The sequence below is a fragment of the Mucilaginibacter sp. P2_D11 genome (assembly GCF_056404435.1).
This window is the reverse complement of the sequence record NZ_JBFUEA010000010.1, coordinates 112,336-130,265: the sequence shown is the minus strand read 5'-3', so window position 1 is coordinate 130,265 and position 17,930 is coordinate 112,336. Positions and strand designations below refer to the sequence as shown.

Here is a 17,930-nt window from a genome sequence, read left to right as displayed (position 1 = left end):
CAACTTCTTTATTTTATAAGTTAAGGTAATTGATGTACTTTTGCCTTTGTCTTAATTATGCTTAAACAGAACCTTCAACAAAAGCTTTTACAAAAACTTTCGCCGCAGCAAATACAATTCATCAAGCTGTTGCAGGTGCCTACGGTATCGTTAGATACCCGTATAAAAGAAGAACTGGAAGAAAATCCCGCGCTTGAAGATATAAGCCTGGCCAATATAAACGAACCCGAGGAACAATACCCCGACCGCGACCCCGACGAAGATAAGTTCAACGCCGACGAAGAGCGTGGAGAGATGGACGAGTTTAATATAGACGACTACCTGCAGGAAGATAACGTGAACGATTATGGCTCTCGTTACGACCAAAACGGCGAAGACGAAGACGAACGCAAGGAAATACCCATTGCCGTGCAAAGCTCGTTCTTCGAGAGCCTGCAATCGCAGCTGGACCTGCTCCCCGTATCAGACAAAGATTTTGCTATAGGCAAGCAAATCATAGGCAGCCTTGATGACGATGGCTACCTGCGCCGCCCCATTATGAACATTACCGACGACCTGGCCTTTTCGCAGAACGTGATGGCCGAAGATGAGGAAGTGGAGGATATGCTGAAAGTAATCCAAAGCTTCGATCCGGCCGGCGTTGGTGCGCGCAGCCTGCAGGAATGCCTGCTGATACAACTCCGCAAAAAAGATGTTAACGACCCTATTGTAAAAAAAGCGATAATAATTGTTGAAGATTACCTGGACGAGTTTACCCGTAAGCATTACGATAAACTGGAACGCGTGCTGAATATGAATTCCATAGAGTTACGCGGCGTTGTTGCCGAGATACTGAAGCTAAACCCCAAACCGGGCGACAGCAACGAGGTAAGCACCAAGCAAATGCAGGTGATACCCGATTTCCATATCAGTAACAACGATGGCATGTTGATACTAACGCTAAACAGTAAGAATGCGCCCGAACTGAAGGTGAGCCGCTCTTACCAGGAGATGTTCCAGCATTACGATAAGGCTTCGCAGAAGGACAAGAAGCTGAAAGAGGCGGTGCAATTTGTGAAGCAGAAGCTCGATTCGGCCAAGTGGTTTATAGATGCTATTAAGCAGCGCCAGCAAACGCTGCTGAAAACCATGAACGCCATAATGCAGTACCAGTACGATTTCTTTTTAACCGGCGACGACAAAAACCTGAAGCCGATGATTTTGAAGGATATTGCCGACCGCATCGGTATGGATATCTCCACCGTATCGCGCGTGGCCAACTCCAAATACGTACAAACCGAGCATGGCACTTTCCTGCTGAAATCATTCTTCTCCGAGGCCATCCAAACCGAAAGCGGTGAAGAGGTATCAAACAAGGAGGTTAAGAAGATATTGGAAGAGCACATTGGCCAGGAAGACAAACGCCACCCCCTTGCCGACGAAAAATTGACCGACATATTAAAAGATGCCGGCTACAATATAGCCCGCCGTACCGTAGCCAAATACCGCGAACAAATGAATATTCCGGTTGCGAGGCTGAGGAAAGAATTGTAGAAGATTCAAGAACTAAGAGTCAAGAATCAAGATAAAGAAAAGCCCTTTAAAATCGGTTAAAGGGCTTTTCTTTTGGATATTTTCCTGGTTCTTGATTCTTGAACTTCCTCAGGCTCCGGTAGCGAATTGTACGTGCATTGGGTCTGGTGTGTGAAAATGCCGACCGTCGCTCCAACCGTGTTTCTTCCAGATGTCATACCACCAATCCGGCAAAGTTCTGGTTAGTGGGCTCTTACGAGGGTTATGGAGCGGATCCCAATCAATGGCTATGCCATAACTATGCAATGACAATTTCGTAGGGTTGCCGACGTTCGGCCTGAAATTAAAACAGCCGGCAGTAACATCCAGCCTGTATTGGTGTAGCCAGGCGCGAATCTGGTCATCAGTAGGGTTGTTCAACTGCGCCTTAGCATAGTCCCATATCTCCTTCATTACGGTTGTAAAAACCGGCGCAAGCAAAACATGCATTTGCAAGCCGGGGTAAGGGGTCAGCGTATTATGGTCTTGCTGGTAATATAATTTCCAACCAGCTGGTGGCTTTACCAGTTGAATATGGGCGTGAACCCATGCTTTATTTTCAGACCCATCGGGGTTGGCCGGATTGCCGAACAACGCGTTTATTTGGGAATAACCATTAGGTGTTTTCATAGGACAAGATATAGGATTAAAGGGTTGTGAATAAGTTATTTGCAAGCAAATATAACTATTGAATAAAACACTGCATACCGTGAAAACACGGTAATTTTTGTATATGATATAATCTCTTAATGGTTATAATCTATGCCGATATACACGCCGCGCTTGCATCAACGATAAGAAATAAGAGACAGGAATCAAGATAAAAGAAAAGCCCTTTAAAATCAATTAAAGGGCTTTTCTTTTAAATGTATGTTTGTCTTGTCTCTTGATTCTTAACTCTCGCCTCTAATTTTAAAATCCGTGCTGCGGGCTTTTCAGGTTATAGCGGTTGTTAAGCAGGATGCCCAGCACCACCTCGTGCGAGCCGTTGCTTACGGTGCGCAGGGCAGATGTGGTAACATCATACGAATATCCTACGTTGATTACCGAACTTAGGTTGAAACCAGCCAGCACCGAATAAGAATCGCCTTTACGGAACGAGCCTCCGAACCAAAACCTATCGCGGAAGGATAGCTTCATGTTGATATCGAAAGTTACCGGTGCCGGATCGATGAACTTTAACAGTGCCGATGGCAGCAGCGTAACATCATCTGAAAGGAATATCTTGTAGCCGCCTGTTGCGAAGTAGTGCGGTACGGTTTTGCTTTGGTTGGCCGTATTGCCGGTAGTAATGTACAGGTTTTGTGGCAATATCTGCTGTACCGATACGCCGAAGTAAAACCTGGATGAATAGGCCCAAAGCCCAACGCCCAAATCGGGCTTCCATTGGTTGTTATTGATATTGTTGAGGGCCGGGTCGTTTTGCGTCTCCAGCGTTATCATATCGGTATTCAGGTTGATATGGCTTACCCCGGCTTGTACGCCCACGGCCAGGTTAAGCTGATCGGTAAGGCCCAGGTGGTAAGCATAGCTGGCATCGATATTGGTTTGGGTTATGGGGCCGGCTTTATCAGATACGATGGCAAAGCCTATACCATGATGCGGCTCGGCGGCTCGATAATACTGCGTAAACAACCTGCTCGATGGGTTCTCCCCTCCCGATGCCGGGAACGCTGTTGCATCGCCCTGCAAAAAATCCTGCCCAAGTGGTGCGTTTATACTGAAGTAGCTGGTTACGGGTGCCCCTTGTAAGCCAGTCCATTGGCTGCGATAGCCCAGTTTGGCATCGGTATAATTTTCAATACCAGCCACGGCCGGGTTCAGTAAAAAATTATTAAATACATATTGCGTGTACTGCGGGCGCTGTTGTGCAAATGCCGTTCGCACAAACAAAGTAAGCAATACCATTAGAAGTAAGTTTTTTCTCATCTGATAATTGTGACACTTCCCGAAACAACCTTGCGGCCGTTTTTAGGGTTTATAATATAATAATATGTTCCTGATGGTAAATTTGCGCCTTTGTAGGTGCCGTCCCACGGAATGCCGTAACCAACAGACGAATATACCTTTTCTCCGTATCGGTTGTACACATCAACAGTGTTTCCGGGGTAACTTTCGAGATATTTTATGGTCCAGGTATCGTTAAATCCGTCTCCGTTAGGCGTAAAGGTATTTATTACGCCCAACTTTTTCAGCACTTTAACAAAAATTTCGTCAGATTGCTGGCAGCCGTCGCTGCTGGTAACGATTAGCCGGTAACTAATATCGTCTGTTGCCGAGCATACGGGGTTCAAAACATCATCATGATCCAGCCCGGTGGCAGGGGTCCATTTATATGTTAAACCCTTTCCGCTTGCCTTTGCTTTCAAAAGCACCGTGCCACCCTCCAGCAGGCCGGTATTGCCTCCGGCATTTACCGTTGGCGTAGGGTTAACGGTAATCTGTTGTATGTTAGTATAGCTGCAGCCGTTTGTAGCTGTAAAGACATAGGTGATGGTAGTAACGCCCACTCCCGCAGTCGCGGGACTAAATAAGCCCGAAGAATTCACTCCCCTGCCGCTGAAAACACCCGTGCCGGCATAGCCATTGTTGTTAGCTATTAATTGCACCGGCGGTACTTCCAGGCAAATGGAACCTAAAGCGGTAACCTGGGCAATGGGGTTAGCTTTTATAACGATATCCTGCTCGGCAACGTCTACACAGGCATCGCCCGAGTAGGCCTCCATCCGCAGGCGGTAAGTTTTGGTGGCAGGCGTGTTGAATAAGGCATAGCTGTGGCTGTATATTCTATCGGCGGGCAGGTTGGAGCGCAAAAAGGTTTCCGCATCCTGGCGATTGCCGTTATAATCGTAATACCAAATAATTTTGGTGAAGTTGCCAAAATCCAGCGTGGAAGCTTCATCCATCACTACGGGACTGCTGCTGCACAGGGCATCCTTATCGCGCACGGTAAACTTGGCCATAGGCTGTGCACCGTTCACCGTAAACTGTTGGGTCTTCTCGAACACGCATCCGCTTGCGCTGGTTATGGTAAGCTTAACCGTGTACACCGCTGCCAGGGTGTATCGATGGCTGGGATTTTTAAGGGTGGATGTATTAGGGTTGGCAACATTGGCCCTGGCATCGCCAAAATCCCACAGGTAGGTAAAGCCGCCTTCGGTATTATCGGCAATGGTGCTTTTATCGTTAAAACGGGCAACATCAGATATACAAACGTCGGGCAGGCTAAAATCAACTACAGGGATGGGGTTAATTACGATGGTATTCTCTACAGATATGCCCGCACAGCCGCTTTGGTTGGCCACCGTAAGCTTTATTTTGTAGCTGCCGGTATTGGCGTATAAGTGCGTAAATGGTTTATTATCATTAAAGGTGGCGTTGGTGCCGTCGCCAAAATCCCAAATCCAGGCTTTAATGCTGCCGTCTGTGGTGGTAGAGGCATCGGTAAGGGTAATCTCTTTACCCGCGCAAAGCGGTGCGCTTATCTTAAAAGCAGCGAGCGGCTTCTTGGCAACATGCACCACCATGGGCTGCGAAACCGCAGCGCAATCATTAAAGTTCACGGTGGTCAAAACCACATTAAAATCGCCTGCTGCCGCGTACACATGCTTTGGGTTTTGCAGGGCGCTGGTTTGCCCGTCGCCAAAATCCCACAGCCAGGTTTTTATGGCTATGCCTTTGGTATCGGTAACGTCGGTAAAGCTGGCCTCTTCGCCGGGGCAGGCGCTATCAACCGTAAATTTAGCATCGGGGTATTCGCTAATGTTGAAATCAAAATCGATATCGGTGGTAGCGCCGCAAATATCGCCGTTGGGGTTGTTCACGGTTGCCGTAACGCTATAGTCGCCGGCCGAAAATTTCACCGGTTTATAATACTCGTAGTAATATAAGGTCTTCCCCTCTTTAATGGCCGTGCCGGTTACTGCGGGATTATTTACCACCAACGGCGCAGTGCCATCCTTGAAATCCCATTCTATGCGAGAGGTGGGATAAGGCAGCGTGAGCAGCATCTTGTATTCGATGTCTTTACAGCCGTTTATTTTGACAGTGCTATGGTTGCCAGATGCTGCATCCTCCAGGGCGATAAACTGGTTAAGGTTCTTGAGACTGGCGCCTGCCGCATAACCATATGATTCGAGGTTGCCGAAACCATAGGCAATGGCATTGAACCCATCTGCCGCTCTTATGTTGTGCGTACCCGCATTTACGCTTATTTGCGCATAGGAATAAGCTGTGTTACCAGGCACGGGGGTAAAATTAGTATATGGCTTGCCATCCAGCGTAAAGGTTGACGCCTGGTCGGTTTTGATGACTACGTTGATATAGTTGGCAATAATGTTGAAATACGGGCTGGAGTATAACGTTACCTGATCCAGCGTTTGCTCGGTAGGCGTTAGGTATATCATTTCGGGGTCGCCCAGGTCATTACCATCATGCGTGCAGCCATTGAGGTTTTGCCCCTGCGATATGGCATATTGCACCACTTGTATGGGCTTATCTGCCGTTATTACGTTAGTTTGCTGCGAGGTAAATTCGTAGTTCGTTTGCCCCGCCACCGCGATGAACGTACTGCTGCCATTGACTTTGATCGAAGTATTATCCTCGCTTGTAATTATCCTGAAGATATCGTAATTACGGTTCTTTAGCGGAACGGTGATGTAGTTTTTGCCCCAGGATGAAATAGGGTACACCTGCTGGAAAAGATTGTCTGACGTAAAATTAGTTTCGGGGCAGCCGATGCCAATTTTGCTACTGCCCGAGAATACGGCTATAGGCTTGCAATCGCCGTTTACGTTTTTGGTACGTATAACCGTGTTGGTAAGATCGGTGGCAGATAACCCCTGGTAAACTTCGCCTTTTTTTAATGTGATGGTTAAAGTTTGGCCGGCCATAATACCATTTAGCAGGTTGCCCTTCGGGATGATTTCTACCGTAGTATTATCTTCGGTAGCAACCACCATAAAAGTTGAATACGAGGGAAGATTTTCTACCTGTTGGGAGTTGGAGGCCTGGGTATAATTGATAGAATAGTAATTTTTGCCCAGGGCATTTACCGGCAGCAGAAGCGTTGCGCCCGACACACTGGCGGCATAGATATGCGCATAAACCGCAATGTTTTTTTGGGCGGTAATATGCAGCCCTTTCATTGACTGCCCCTGCCCTTTTATAAATGCACTTGCGGGGATAACTACGGTAGTAACCTGGTTGGCCGTTACGGTGAAGGAAATGGAGAAGCTGCCGTCGGCAATCTCTACCTTGCCTGTTGTGTTTGCGCCGCCGGTAATGTAAAGGCTCATCTGGCTGTTCTCGGAACCTTTGATGTGCGTCATCCAGCCGGTCCAAAACTCTTTGCCCTGGCTGGATTGCGCAATGGCCAAATGGCTAAAGCATGCCAATACAATTGCCACCGCCGCACTTATCGCCTTAACCTTATTCAACTTAACAATAGTTTATATTTAATTGGCTGCAACACAAAGCAGGCTTCGGCTGAAAACACTTATTATATTTTGAACACAGCCGTTGGCAGTGTGGGGATTACCCCTGTAAATATATCGTTTTTTATGGTTAAAAAAACTTATCGGGATTAGGCACCAGGTTCAAAAATTTCTCGAAGTTCTCTTCGTAGTGCGATTGGTCCAGCCGGTAATAGAACGCGCCTTTTTTTGATGATAGCTTATCCTTTTCGGCCAGTTTCACCAACAAGCCCGTAGATAGCAACTTGCGGCTGAAGTTACGGTCATCGAACTCCGTTTGATAAACCCCCTCATACAGGGCCTGCAATTGCGGGATAGTAAACTTATCCGGCAGCAATTGAAACAATATCGGGTGAAGCGCCGCCTTATACCTCAGCTGCTTCAGCGCTCCGGCCACCATCTCGGCATGGTCGAAAACCATGGGTGGCATCTTATCCAGCAAAAACCACTCGGGGCTATACTCGCCGGTTAACTGCTCTTCATATTGGTGTATATCTATCAAAGCAAAGTACGCTACCGAAAGGGTGCGCTCCACAGGGTCGCGGCCGGGTTTGCCAAACACCATAAACTGGTCCATATATACGTCCTTTAGCCCGGTGCGCTCTTCCAGCACACGGGTTGCGGCATCTTCGGGGCTTTCTGTGGGGTTCATAAAGCCCCCCATCAGGCTCCATTTGCCCCTCTCGGGCATTAAACCACGCTTCACCAGTAACAATTTTACGTTTAAGCCATCAAAACCAAATATAATACAGTCAACAGCAACCAGCATACGCAGCTGCCCGGGATATTCATGCATGAGCGGTAAGTTTATTTACAATTGTATTAATTACAAGTGTAGAAATAATATTGGCATTTTAAAAACAGTATAGAAATGTAATGCATTTGTAAGTAATGAATTTATACAATCGCTTTGTTAAGAATACTTTGATATTTACAAGGCACCAGCAAAATATATAATCGTTTTGGAAACTATACTGAACATCTCCAACCTCTACAAAACCTACAAAAGCGCGGGGCGCACCTTAACGGTTTTAGATAATATCAACTTCGCCATAGGCGCCGGCACGGCCAATGCCATCGTAGGCCCATCGGGCAGTGGCAAAACTACCTTGCTTGGCCTCTGCGCCGGGCTGGATAGCGCAACATCGGGCCTGGTAGCGCTCAACGGTGTTGACCTTGGCTCCCTGGGCGAGGATAAACGTGCGCAGGTGCGCAACCAGTATGTAGGTTTCATTTTCCAGAATTTCCAGCTGTTGCCAACGCTTACCGCTTTAGAGAATGTAATGGTGCCGCTGGAACTGCGCGGCGAGAAAAATATCAAAGCGCGTAGCTTAGACCTGCTAGATAAAGTAGGCCTGGCCGACCGAGGTCACCACTACCCTGCCCAGCTATCGGGCGGCGAGCAGCAAAGGGTATCATTGGCGAGGGCTTTCTCCAACTCGCCCCGGATATTGTTTGCGGATGAGCCTACCGGAAATTTGGATGCCGAAACCAGCGAGAAAGTAGTAAAACTCATCTTCGACCTGAATACCGAGGCCGGGACGACATTAGTGCTGGTAACGCACGATTTGGAACTGGCTGCCAAAACACAGCGCATATTGCGCATAAAAGGCGGCAAGCTGGTATCCGACGAACCCACAGGCAACAAATAGCGGCTGAAATGGACAACATTAATTACAATCGCAAAATAAACTTTGCCTGGCTATTTAAGATGGCGCTGCGCGATAGCCGCCGCAACCGCGCCCGGCTGCTGCTGTTTATCTCCTCCATCATCTTCGGCATTGCGGCGTTGGTGGCCATCTACTCGTTCAGGTATAATATCCAGAACGATATCAACGCCCAGGCCGCAACCCTTATTGGTGCCGACCTGAGCATTACCGGCAACAAGCAACCCGACAAAAAACTGCAAACCCTGCTCGATTCTATCGCCGGCGACCGGTCTGAAGAGCGGAGCTTTGCCTCGATGATATACTTCACCCGCACGCAGGGCACGCGGCTGGTGAACGTGAAGGCATTGCAGGGTTCGTTCCCCTACTACGGCGATTTAGAAACCACGCCGTTACAGGCAGGCAAAAGCTTCAAAACGGGTAAATACGCTTTGGTTGATAAAACCCTGATGCTGCAATTCAACGCAAAAGTGGGCGATTCGATAAAAGTGGGCAGCACATCTTTCGCCATAGCGGGGATACTGAACAAAGCACCCGGGCAAACGGGCATAGCGGCAGGTATTGCACCTATCGTTTATATCCCCTTCCAATATCTGGAAGAAACCAAACTGATAGGACTGGGCAGCCGCATCAATTACGCGTATTACTATAAGTTGAAGCCCGGCACCGATGCCGAAAAACTTTCCAAAAAAATAGAACCCGCGCTGGATAAAGCTGATTATGGCTACGATACCGTAGAGGGCCGTAAAGAAAACACCGGGCGATCATTTGGCGATTTGTCGCGGTTCTTGTCGCTGGTGGGTTTTATAGCCCTGTTACTGGGCTGCGTGGGCGTGGCAAGCGCCATCAACATCTACATCCGCGAGAAGATTACCTCCATTGCCATTATGCGCTGCATGGGCGTAAAGGCCTCCGAAGCATTCCTGATTTACCTGATACAGATTACCGGCATCGGGCTTATCGGCTCAGTAGCTGGCGCTATATTGGGTACTTCTATCCAGCATTTGCTACCGTTTGTGCTGAAGGATTTTCTGCCGATTACCATATCCGTGCAAATCTCCTGGATGGCCATTTGGCAAGGCATCGTGTTGGGCATCATCATATCTGTGCTGTTCGCGCTGTTGCCATTAATCAACATTCGCAATATATCGCCGTTGAATACGCTGCGCCTTTCGTTCGAAGATACGGCTACCAAACGCGACCCGTTCCGCTGGCTGGTGTATTTGCTGGTATTGGGCTTTGTGGTAAGTTTCTCATACCTGCAACTGGAAGATTGGGCGAGCGCAGCAACGTTCACCGTGGGCATCCTCATCGCCTTCCTGATATTGACGGCCATTGCCTGGCTGCTCATCCGCTTTACGCGCCTGTTGATAATGAGTAGCTGGAGCTACATCTGGCGGCAGGGCTTTGCCAACCTTTACCGGCCACGCAACCAAACTATCATCCTTACGGTGTCCATCGGTTTAAGTACGGCCTTTATCGCTACTTTATTCCTGATACAACAATTGCTTATTGCGCAGGTGTCGCTATCCTCAAGCGGCAACCAAAGCAATATGATTTTGTTCGATATCCAGACCGCACAGGAAAAGCCCCTTGCCGAATTGACCCGTAAAGAAGGCCTGCCCGTACTATCGCAAGTGCCAATAATAACCATGCGATTGGAGAAAGTGAATGGCCACACCGCCGCCGATGCCAAAAAAGACAGTACGCTGCGCATATCTCCCCGCGCCTACGCCTGGGAATACCGCTCTACCTACCGCGATTCGCTGACCGATTCAGAAGACATTACCTCGGGCAAATTCATAGGCAAGGCCACGCCCGGTACGGATATCCCGGTATCGGCAGAGGAGCGTTTTGCGCAGCGGATAAACGCCAAGGTTGGCGATAAGCTGGTGTTCAACGTACAAGGTGTGTTGATGAACACCTATATCAGCAGTATCCGCAAGGTGAACTGGAACCGGGTGCAAACCAACTTCCAGGTGCTGTTCCCTACCGGGGTGCTGGAGGGGGCTCCGCAGTTCCACGTACTGCTTACGCATGTGCCATCGCAAAAGTCGTCGGCAGCTTACCAGCAGGCCGTTGTAAAGCAATTCCCCAACGTATCTATCATCGATCTTGGCCTGGTACTTACCGTGCTGGATGAATTGCTGGATAAGATAGGTTACGTGATCAAATTCATGAGCGGTTTCAGCATCCTTACGGGTATCATCGTGCTCATCTCTTCGGTACGCATCAGCAAATACCAACGCATACAAGAGAGCGTTTTGCTGCGCACGCTGGGTGCCAGTCGCCGCCAAATATTTTCTATCACCGCATTAGAATACCTGTTCCTTGGTGCGCTATCGGCTTTAACGGGTATCGTTATCGCCATAGGCAGCAGCTGGTTGCTGGCTAAATACACTTTTAAAACGCCTTACCACGTAGATTTGGCACCCGTAGCCTACATATTCATCGCCATCACGGGGCTAACGGTAGTCATAGGCTTACTCAACAGCCGGGGCATTTTAAACAAACCGCCTTTGGAGGTGTTACGTTCAAACGCTTAAAACCAATATGAAACATCCATTCAAAATAACATCCGTATTGCTGCTGACCCTTCTTTTGGCTGCCTGTGGCGGCGATAAGAAACAGGCTCTGAACGATACAACATCGACAACCACAGCAAGCACGGGCGCAGGAAAAAAAATCGTGTTGTTTTTTGGCGATAGCTTAACTGCCGGCTATGGGCTGGAGGATGCCTCGCAGGCATTCCCCGGCGTGGTGCAGGCCAAGATAGATTCGGCCAAACTGCCCTATACCGTTGTAAACGGTGGCCTGAGCGGCGAAACATCTGCCGGCGGACTAAGCCGTATAGACTGGCTGCTGAAACAACAGCCGCTCGATATTTTCGTGCTGGAGCTTGGCGCTAACGACGGCCTCCGCGGCTTGCCTGTTGAAGATACGGAAAAGAACCTGCAAGCCATCATTGATAGGGTAAAAGCCAAATACCCGAAAGCAAAACTGGTAATGACCGGCATACAGGTACCACCGAATATGGGTGCCAATTATGCCAACGATTTCAAGAACATATTCCCCGCGCTGGCCACCAAAAACGGTATGACGCTGGTACCTTTCCTGCTGCAGGATGTTGCCGGCATCCGCACACTTAACCAGGGTGATGGCATCCACCCCACTGCCGAAGGCGCTAAAATTGTGGGGGCGAATGTTTGGGCGGAGTTGAAAGCAATTCTGTAAGTCTTTACCACAAAGGGCGCAAAGAACTTGCAATCGTTTAACACAAAGGGCACAAAGAAAAAATTCTTTGTGCCCTTTGTGTTTTTGCTTTGTGCACTTTGTGGTAAAATACCATGCGAGTTAATGCCCCGCCACTATCTCCACTTTCTTCGCTTTCAGGTTGAAAAGGCCAAACACCAAAATAACCGCGAAACTGATGCCCGGCACCAGGTACGCCAATTGTATATTATGGAACTTATCTGATATGCGGCCCATGATAGGCGGCATGATGGCACCGCCCACGATACTCATGATGACCAGCGACGAGCCCAGTTTTTTGGTTTTTGCTGTTAAATCGCGGATGCTGAGCGAAAATATAGTTGGGAACATGATAGACATAAAGAACCACACCGCCATCAGCGTGTACACTGCCGCTTCCCCTTTAAGATTAACAGCTGCTATAACAAGTACTACATTGATAAAAGCATAAATAACCAACAATTTTACGGGGTTGAAGTAGCGCATCAGGAATGTGCCGATAAACCTGCCTGCCATAAAGCCTGCGAATGCTGCCGGCAGATAGTAGGTTGAAGCCTCCTTCTCGGTAAAACCCGCAACCTTTTCGCTGAACTTGATAAAGAAGCTACCTACGCAAGCCTGGCCGCCCACGTAAAAAAATTCGGCCAGCGCGCCGCTCATCAATTGTTTATCTTTCAACAACTCGGCTATCCGGGCACCTAGAGGGCGTTTTTCTTCGTTCAACTCGCTCGCGCTTTCTTCGTGTATAACCGGGAATGTGGTACGCCAAACTAAAATAGCTACGGTAAGCACTACCAGGCTTATCACTACGTAAGGTATCTGCACGGATGCGGCTTCCTTATCGAGGTATTGCGTCAATGCCCCGGGCGACATGGCCTTCTCCTGTGCATCGGTCAACGTTGTGCCCGACAGGATAAAAATCCCGCCCATCAATGGTCCTAAAACTGCCGCCAGGCCGTTGAACGATTGCGAAAAGTTGATTCGTTGGGTAGCCTTGGCTGGGTCGCCCAGTACGGTAATGAGCGGGTTGGCAGCTGTTTCTAAAAAGGCCATGCCCGAGAATACGATGAACAACGCGCCCAGGAAGAAATTATAATTTCGTGCCGCAGCTGCCGGATAGAACAACGCTGCCCCGAATGAAAACAGCAACAGGCCCAGCACGATGCCGCCTTTGTAGCCATACTTGTTCATAAACAAGGCCGCCGGTATGGGCAGCAGGAAATAAGCGATGTAGGAGGCCGAATCGATAAGCGAGGATTGGAAATCGCTAAGCCGGCAGGCTTTCTTGAGGTGCGGGATGAGTATAGGGTTAAGGTTGAGCGCAAATCCCCATAAAAAGAACAGGGACGTAATAAGTGCTACAGCCACAAGGTTGCTATCTGTTTTTTTTTGTTGCATTGTCAGTTAAAATGTATTCAGGTTTTTTGGAGGGCACAAGATATATTATTTAAATGCAGCTTGTATGTTATCTAACGAAATTGCTCATATTTTCAACGAAATTGCGTTTAACGCTTAATAATCTCCGGTGAAATGGTGAACCGTATCAAGATAGCTTTCCAGCCAATCGTTGTTTACGATGGTATCGTAATCGCCTTTTACTTTAAAAAAATCCGCCGTCGGTTTGCAACAGGTTGCCCTTTTTGGTTTTGTATAATTTCATTTTAAAATGAATTTAGCTCAGTGTGGTTAATTTTACCGCAAAGCGCGCAAAGAATTTGCAAACTGATGAGCGCAAAGGCCGCAAAGAGAATGCAAATAATATTAAGTTTTTCTGCGCTTGCAAGGCTTTGCGCTTCTTTGCGTTTTTTCTTTGCGTGCTTTGCGGTAAATTGATATATCAAGTTATTAATCGTTACGTTATTTTTTACCGCAAAGCGCACAAAGAATTTGCAAGCTGATGAGCGCAAAGGCCACAAAGATTTTTTTTCTCGCAAAGGCGCTAAGTCGCGGAGAAAAAAACAAGATAGAGTAGCTAAGCTTAAAAACCTTTGCGCCTTCGCGACTTTGCGTGCCATATACTTAGCAAACTATGCCTTTGCGCTTCTTTGCGTTTTTTCTTTGCGTGCTTTGCGGTAAAATTTCACTACAAGGGCACAAAGATGTTTCCGGGCTAATTTCAATTCACCTCCAGTTCGTCCTTAGATGGCAATTTAGGGAACGTGCCATGCGCCCCGGTTTGGTACCAGAACACTATCGAAGCAATATCGTCTTGCAGGGGCAAATACCTGCCGCCGGCCCGCCAGCCCAGGGCCTGCAGGGTAACCTTAAGGTTTTTCTCGAAGCGTATCGGGTCGGCAATGTGCCAGCGGTACAGGCCGAAGCGTTGGGCAACATTGTAAAGCCCATCGCCCTTTATCACCTGCGCAAGGCCGGTGTATGGCCCGCTGAATTCGGTGTAACCATGCGTTTCGGAGCCATCAGGGTTTTTGCGGCGGGTATCAAAATTATACGATCCGCAGAAGTAATCCTCGGTACCGGTACCAATGATGGTGGGGAATTTGGTATCGCCATCCATAAAGAATTTAATCTCGCCCTCGCCCCACCAGCCGTTCTTGTTAGAGCCATAGGCCAGGTAAGTGCCCACGTACTGGCCCTTGCCTTGTATACTATCAACCAAAACGTAATCCTTTTTATAAGGCAACGGGTTGATGCGGCGGAACTGCGCGTGGAAGTACCCCGCATCCTCGGGCACTTTGGTCAGTGTATAATCTACCTGGTAATACAGCACCATATCCTCATCGTCGATGTTTTCCATGGTTATGCGGCATTTCTTTTTGAAAGGCATGGGCCAGTAGCAGTTGAATGCGCTGCCGGGGTTCACCACTACTGCAAGCGAAGTTATGGGCGCGTATTTGCCCCAGCCCATGCAAAAGAAATCACCAACTGGTGCCTCTACCGATGGGGTGGTTTCATCGTCCCAATAAAAACGGATGATGGAGTAGCGCCAGTTGCCGGTGGGCGTCATCCAGATGTGCTGCACAGCACCTGGCCCATCAATTTCGGCTACGGTATAAACGGTGTGTTTCTTGATGACCACGCTGGGGCTCACTTTCCAGGTTTGCCCCAAATCGCGCGATGCGCCGGCACCTGTGCCCGTGGTAGCCATGCCGCCTTTGCCTTTTTCGCCATGAAAATTTTCGGGACTGATGGAACGGCTCACAGCATCCGAGGTACGGAAGATGTTGCCCATGTTATTGTTCAACCCATCGTAGGTTTGCTGCGCGCGCACGCCGAGGCCCAGGATGCACAGCATCCCGAAAAGGAATAATTGCTTCTTCATAATTCAGGTTTATTGGAAACTAAATGTAGGGAATATTTTTCAGTGGGCGGTGAGCAGTTGGCACAGGGCCGAGAAAGCAATTTAAAACTTAAAAAACGTCATGTTGATTACTTGTTTCAACACCCCATCATAAGAGTCAACGATTTGCTTTATCGCTTTGCATGCCTGTTACCTGCAGCGTAGGATCCTGAAACAAGCAGGATGACGTTGGTTTTTTTTGAACCTATCGCCCCTGTTTAGTGCTTCGCCTTTTATTTACATATCAATAGGCCCCATATACATTATCTTTTTGGATGTATATAGCGTATAACGTCCTTTTTGTAGGCGAACAATGCCGTCTATGCAAAATGGGATCCCTATATAAACGCTAGCAGCATTCATTTTTTTGCGGGATTTTAACACCACATGAAGCGCATGGCTGCCTTTTGCAGAACCCAGACGCATCAAACGGGTATATGGGTTCAGCAGCCGCGATTCGTACACTGTGTCGCACACTGTTATGTACTTGTTGCGATGGTTAATTGCCTCTTTAGCCGTGAACGTTGTTTGTGCCCTGGATGTGTTTATGGCGAAGGACAACAACAATACCGGGATAACAAAATGCTTCATAACAAAAACGTTTAAGGCAGAGTAATATAAAAATAATACAGGAGGGTTTGGCGATGATTTGCAAACTATCGACAAACCTGATTATTTAGGCCCCTTTTTCATCCGTTTTTTCATAAAAAAGCACCTTTTTTTAACGAAAAACAGCAAATTCACGCAGATTTTCGACGGTAAAATTGGCATTATGGGCATGTTTTACAACAACAAAATACCGCATTATTACTGCAAACTGTTAGCCGTCAACTGCCAACTGAAAAACGTATCTTTGCACCCTCAAATTTTGGTACTATGGCGTGGGCAGAAAAATTCAAACTAAATAAGCAACTGATAAAATCGGTAACCGAGGCGGGTTTCGATATTCCGAAAGAAATGCAGTTGAAAACTTTGACGCGCATTGCCGGCGGACAGGATCTGATAGGGATCGGCCCCGAAGGTGCGGGCAAAACCACCACTTTGGTGTTGGGTACCCTTAACCGCTTCGGCTATAAAGCCGATGGCGTGCCGCGTGCTTTGATACTGGCGCCCGACCAGGAACGCGTTTTTGAGATTGTTGCGCAATTCGACCGCCTTAACCGCAATACATCTATCCGTATAGTAAGCCTGCACAACGGTACGCCTGTTGACCAGCAAATGGACGACCTGGCAGATGGTGCCGACATCGTGGTAGCCACGCCTGATCGTGCACGAGCCATTTACCTTAAGCTGGGCCTCAACCTGAATAAGGTAAATTTTATGGCGATAGACGATGCGCACCTCATCGTAAAACAGGGCTTACAGCTCCCCGTAGTAGAGCTGGCTAACAGCATAGATAAAGGGCAGCACCTGGTTTTTACCGAGGTGATGCACGATAAGCTGGAGAAAATGTTAGCTCCATTTATGTTGAACGCTGCCACCATTGAGGTAGATGAACTGCCCGAAGAAAAGATAAGCACCCACCCGCAGATACTTTACCACGTACCCAATTTTGGCACCAAGCTTAATTTGCTGAGCGTGTTTATGTATGATGAGGAGTTGTTTACCAAAACGGTTGTATTCGCCAACACCAAAACCACTGCCGAAACGCTCTACAAAAACCTGGAGAACCGCCTGCGCAAGTCGGTAGCCCTGCTGGCTCCGGCTTTTCATGAGCATAACCAGGTGAAGGATATCAACGAATTCAAAGCGAACGATGCGCAGAGGGTGCTGATAGTAGCGGGCGAATCTGTTACGGATATTGACCTCAGCGGCATCCCATTTATCCTGCATTTCGATTTGCCGCTGGAAAAAGAGGAGTTCATCGGCCATATCGTAAACAACAATGCGGAAGCTGAAGAAGAAACGCTGGCAATCACCTTTGCCACAGATATAGAACTTGACCAGGTACGCAAGATAGAACAGGCCACAGGCCAGAAAATGCAGTCGGCAGAGCTGCCGGAGGAACTGGTGATCCAGAAAACCCGCAAGCAAAAGGAAAGCGAAAAGGTGGTAAAACCCGCTAAGGTGGATCCCAATAAATACGTACCCGGCGAAGCTTTCCACGAGAAGAAGCCAGAGAACGCCAAAACTTACAACCTCAGCGCAAATAAGAAGGCCAAGATGAATAAGAAGAAAAATCATTAAGATTTCATCTTAAAACATCGCGGGGCTGCTACCATGCGGCGGAATCGGGTGTTTCACCTGGGGTGTTCCAGGCATTTTATCGCACACTGAGTTATTTTATTTAATAGTTTAACCTACAACTATTTACAGCCATTACCTAAAGAGCAGGGATGTTCCAAATCGTTCCACAAAAAACTGTAAAGTACTGACTATCAATAACAATTAAAAAACAAGTGTTCCACATTTAAATATGGAACACCCGCGTGCTAAGCTTTATCCGTAGCCATCTCCTTGTGGTATTTCACATACAAGTCTTCCACTTTCTTACGCGCCCAGGGCGTTTTGCGCAGGAATTTCAGGCTCGAGCCAACGCTTGGGTCCTCCAAAAAACAATTGATGCGGATGCGGTAGCCCAGCTCGGCCCAGCCAAAATGTGCCACCAATGCTTTGATGATAGCTTCCAGCGTAATGCCGTGCAGCGGGTCCTTAGGTTTTTGCTCCATGCGGCAAATTTAGCTATTT

Annotated in this window: 14 protein-coding genes; 5 read left to right on the top strand and 9 right to left on the bottom strand. The window is 48.0% G+C overall.

What is annotated here, in order from left to right:
• Positions 1-57 precede the first annotated feature (57 nt).
• Positions 58-1,533: an RNA polymerase factor sigma-54 gene (rpoN, locus tag AC1DXC_RS16940; protein WP_477460349.1), complete on the top strand. Its 1,476-nt coding sequence runs from the start codon at positions 58-60 to the stop codon at positions 1,531-1,533.
• Positions 1,534-1,641: 108 nt separating this feature from the next.
• On the opposite strand, the gene AC1DXC_RS16935 is transcribed toward rpoN, so the two are convergent.
• From AC1DXC_RS16935 to AC1DXC_RS16920, 4 genes are all read right to left on the bottom strand, one after another.
• Positions 1,642-2,181: a M15 family metallopeptidase gene (locus AC1DXC_RS16935; RefSeq protein WP_477460348.1), complete on the bottom strand. Its 540-nt coding sequence runs from the start codon at positions 2,179-2,181 to the stop codon at positions 1,642-1,644.
• Between the two features lie 282 nt (positions 2,182-2,463).
• Positions 2,464-3,480 carry a PorP/SprF family type IX secretion system membrane protein gene (locus AC1DXC_RS16930; protein WP_477460347.1) on the bottom strand — a complete coding sequence of 339 codons (1,017 nt, stop codon included), beginning with the start codon at positions 3,478-3,480 and terminating at the stop codon, positions 2,464-2,466.
• Positions 3,477-6,989, bottom strand: coding sequence for a PKD domain-containing protein (locus AC1DXC_RS16925; RefSeq protein WP_477460346.1), 3,513 nt, complete (start codon positions 6,987-6,989; stop codon positions 3,477-3,479). Before AC1DXC_RS16925 ends, AC1DXC_RS16930 begins: the two co-directional genes overlap by 4 nt.
• Positions 6,990-7,116: 127 nt before the next feature.
• Positions 7,117-7,821, bottom strand: coding sequence for an NUDIX hydrolase (locus AC1DXC_RS16920; RefSeq protein ID WP_477460345.1), 705 nt, complete (start codon positions 7,819-7,821; stop codon positions 7,117-7,119).
• Positions 7,822-7,987: 166 nt separating this feature from the next.
• Between AC1DXC_RS16920 and AC1DXC_RS16915 the strand changes: the two genes are divergently transcribed.
• From AC1DXC_RS16915 to AC1DXC_RS16905, 3 genes are read left to right on the top strand one after another with little or no spacing between them, the layout of a single operon-like run.
• Positions 7,988-8,677: an ABC transporter ATP-binding protein gene (locus AC1DXC_RS16915; protein WP_477460344.1), complete on the top strand. Its 690-nt coding sequence runs from the start codon at positions 7,988-7,990 to the stop codon at positions 8,675-8,677.
• A gap of 8 nt (positions 8,678-8,685) precedes the next feature.
• On the top strand, positions 8,686-11,238 hold the full coding sequence (locus AC1DXC_RS16910) for an ABC transporter permease (protein WP_477460343.1): 2,553 nt from the start codon (positions 8,686-8,688) through the stop codon (positions 11,236-11,238).
• Positions 11,239-11,245: 7 nt separating this feature from the next.
• On the top strand, positions 11,246-11,926 hold the full coding sequence (locus tag AC1DXC_RS16905) for an arylesterase (protein WP_477460342.1): 681 nt from the start codon (positions 11,246-11,248) through the stop codon (positions 11,924-11,926).
• Positions 11,927-12,046: 120 nt separating this feature from the next.
• Here AC1DXC_RS16905 and fucP read toward each other — a convergent pair whose 3' ends face one another.
• From fucP to AC1DXC_RS16885, 4 genes are all read right to left on the bottom strand, one after another.
• Positions 12,047-13,342 carry an L-fucose:H+ symporter permease gene (gene fucP, locus AC1DXC_RS16900; RefSeq protein WP_477460341.1) on the bottom strand — a complete coding sequence of 432 codons (1,296 nt, stop codon included), beginning with the start codon at positions 13,340-13,342 and terminating at the stop codon, positions 12,047-12,049.
• A gap of 263 nt (positions 13,343-13,605) precedes the next feature.
• The gene (locus tag AC1DXC_RS16895) at positions 13,606-13,959 is read right to left on the bottom strand and encodes a hypothetical protein (protein ID WP_477460340.1); all 354 of its coding nucleotides are present in this window, start codon (positions 13,957-13,959) and stop codon (positions 13,606-13,608) included.
• 101 nt (positions 13,960-14,060) lie between these two features.
• Positions 14,061-15,224: a glycoside hydrolase family 172 protein gene (locus AC1DXC_RS16890; protein WP_477460339.1), complete on the bottom strand. Its 1,164-nt coding sequence runs from the start codon at positions 15,222-15,224 to the stop codon at positions 14,061-14,063.
• A gap of 255 nt (positions 15,225-15,479) precedes the next feature.
• Positions 15,480-15,833, bottom strand: coding sequence for a hypothetical protein (locus tag AC1DXC_RS16885; RefSeq protein ID WP_477460338.1), 354 nt, complete (start codon positions 15,831-15,833; stop codon positions 15,480-15,482).
• A 285-nt stretch (positions 15,834-16,118) separates the two neighbouring features.
• Here AC1DXC_RS16885 and AC1DXC_RS16880 point away from each other — a divergent pair, with 285 nt between their 5' ends.
• Positions 16,119-17,429 carry a DEAD/DEAH box helicase gene (locus tag AC1DXC_RS16880; protein WP_477460337.1) on the top strand — a complete coding sequence of 437 codons (1,311 nt, stop codon included), beginning with the start codon at positions 16,119-16,121 and terminating at the stop codon, positions 17,427-17,429.
• A gap of 245 nt (positions 17,430-17,674) precedes the next feature.
• On the opposite strand, the gene AC1DXC_RS16875 is transcribed toward AC1DXC_RS16880, so the two are convergent.
• Entirely contained in the window at positions 17,675-17,911 is a 237-nt protein-coding gene (locus tag AC1DXC_RS16875; RefSeq protein WP_477460336.1) for a VF530 family protein, read from the bottom strand.
• Positions 17,912-17,930 lie beyond the last annotated feature (19 nt).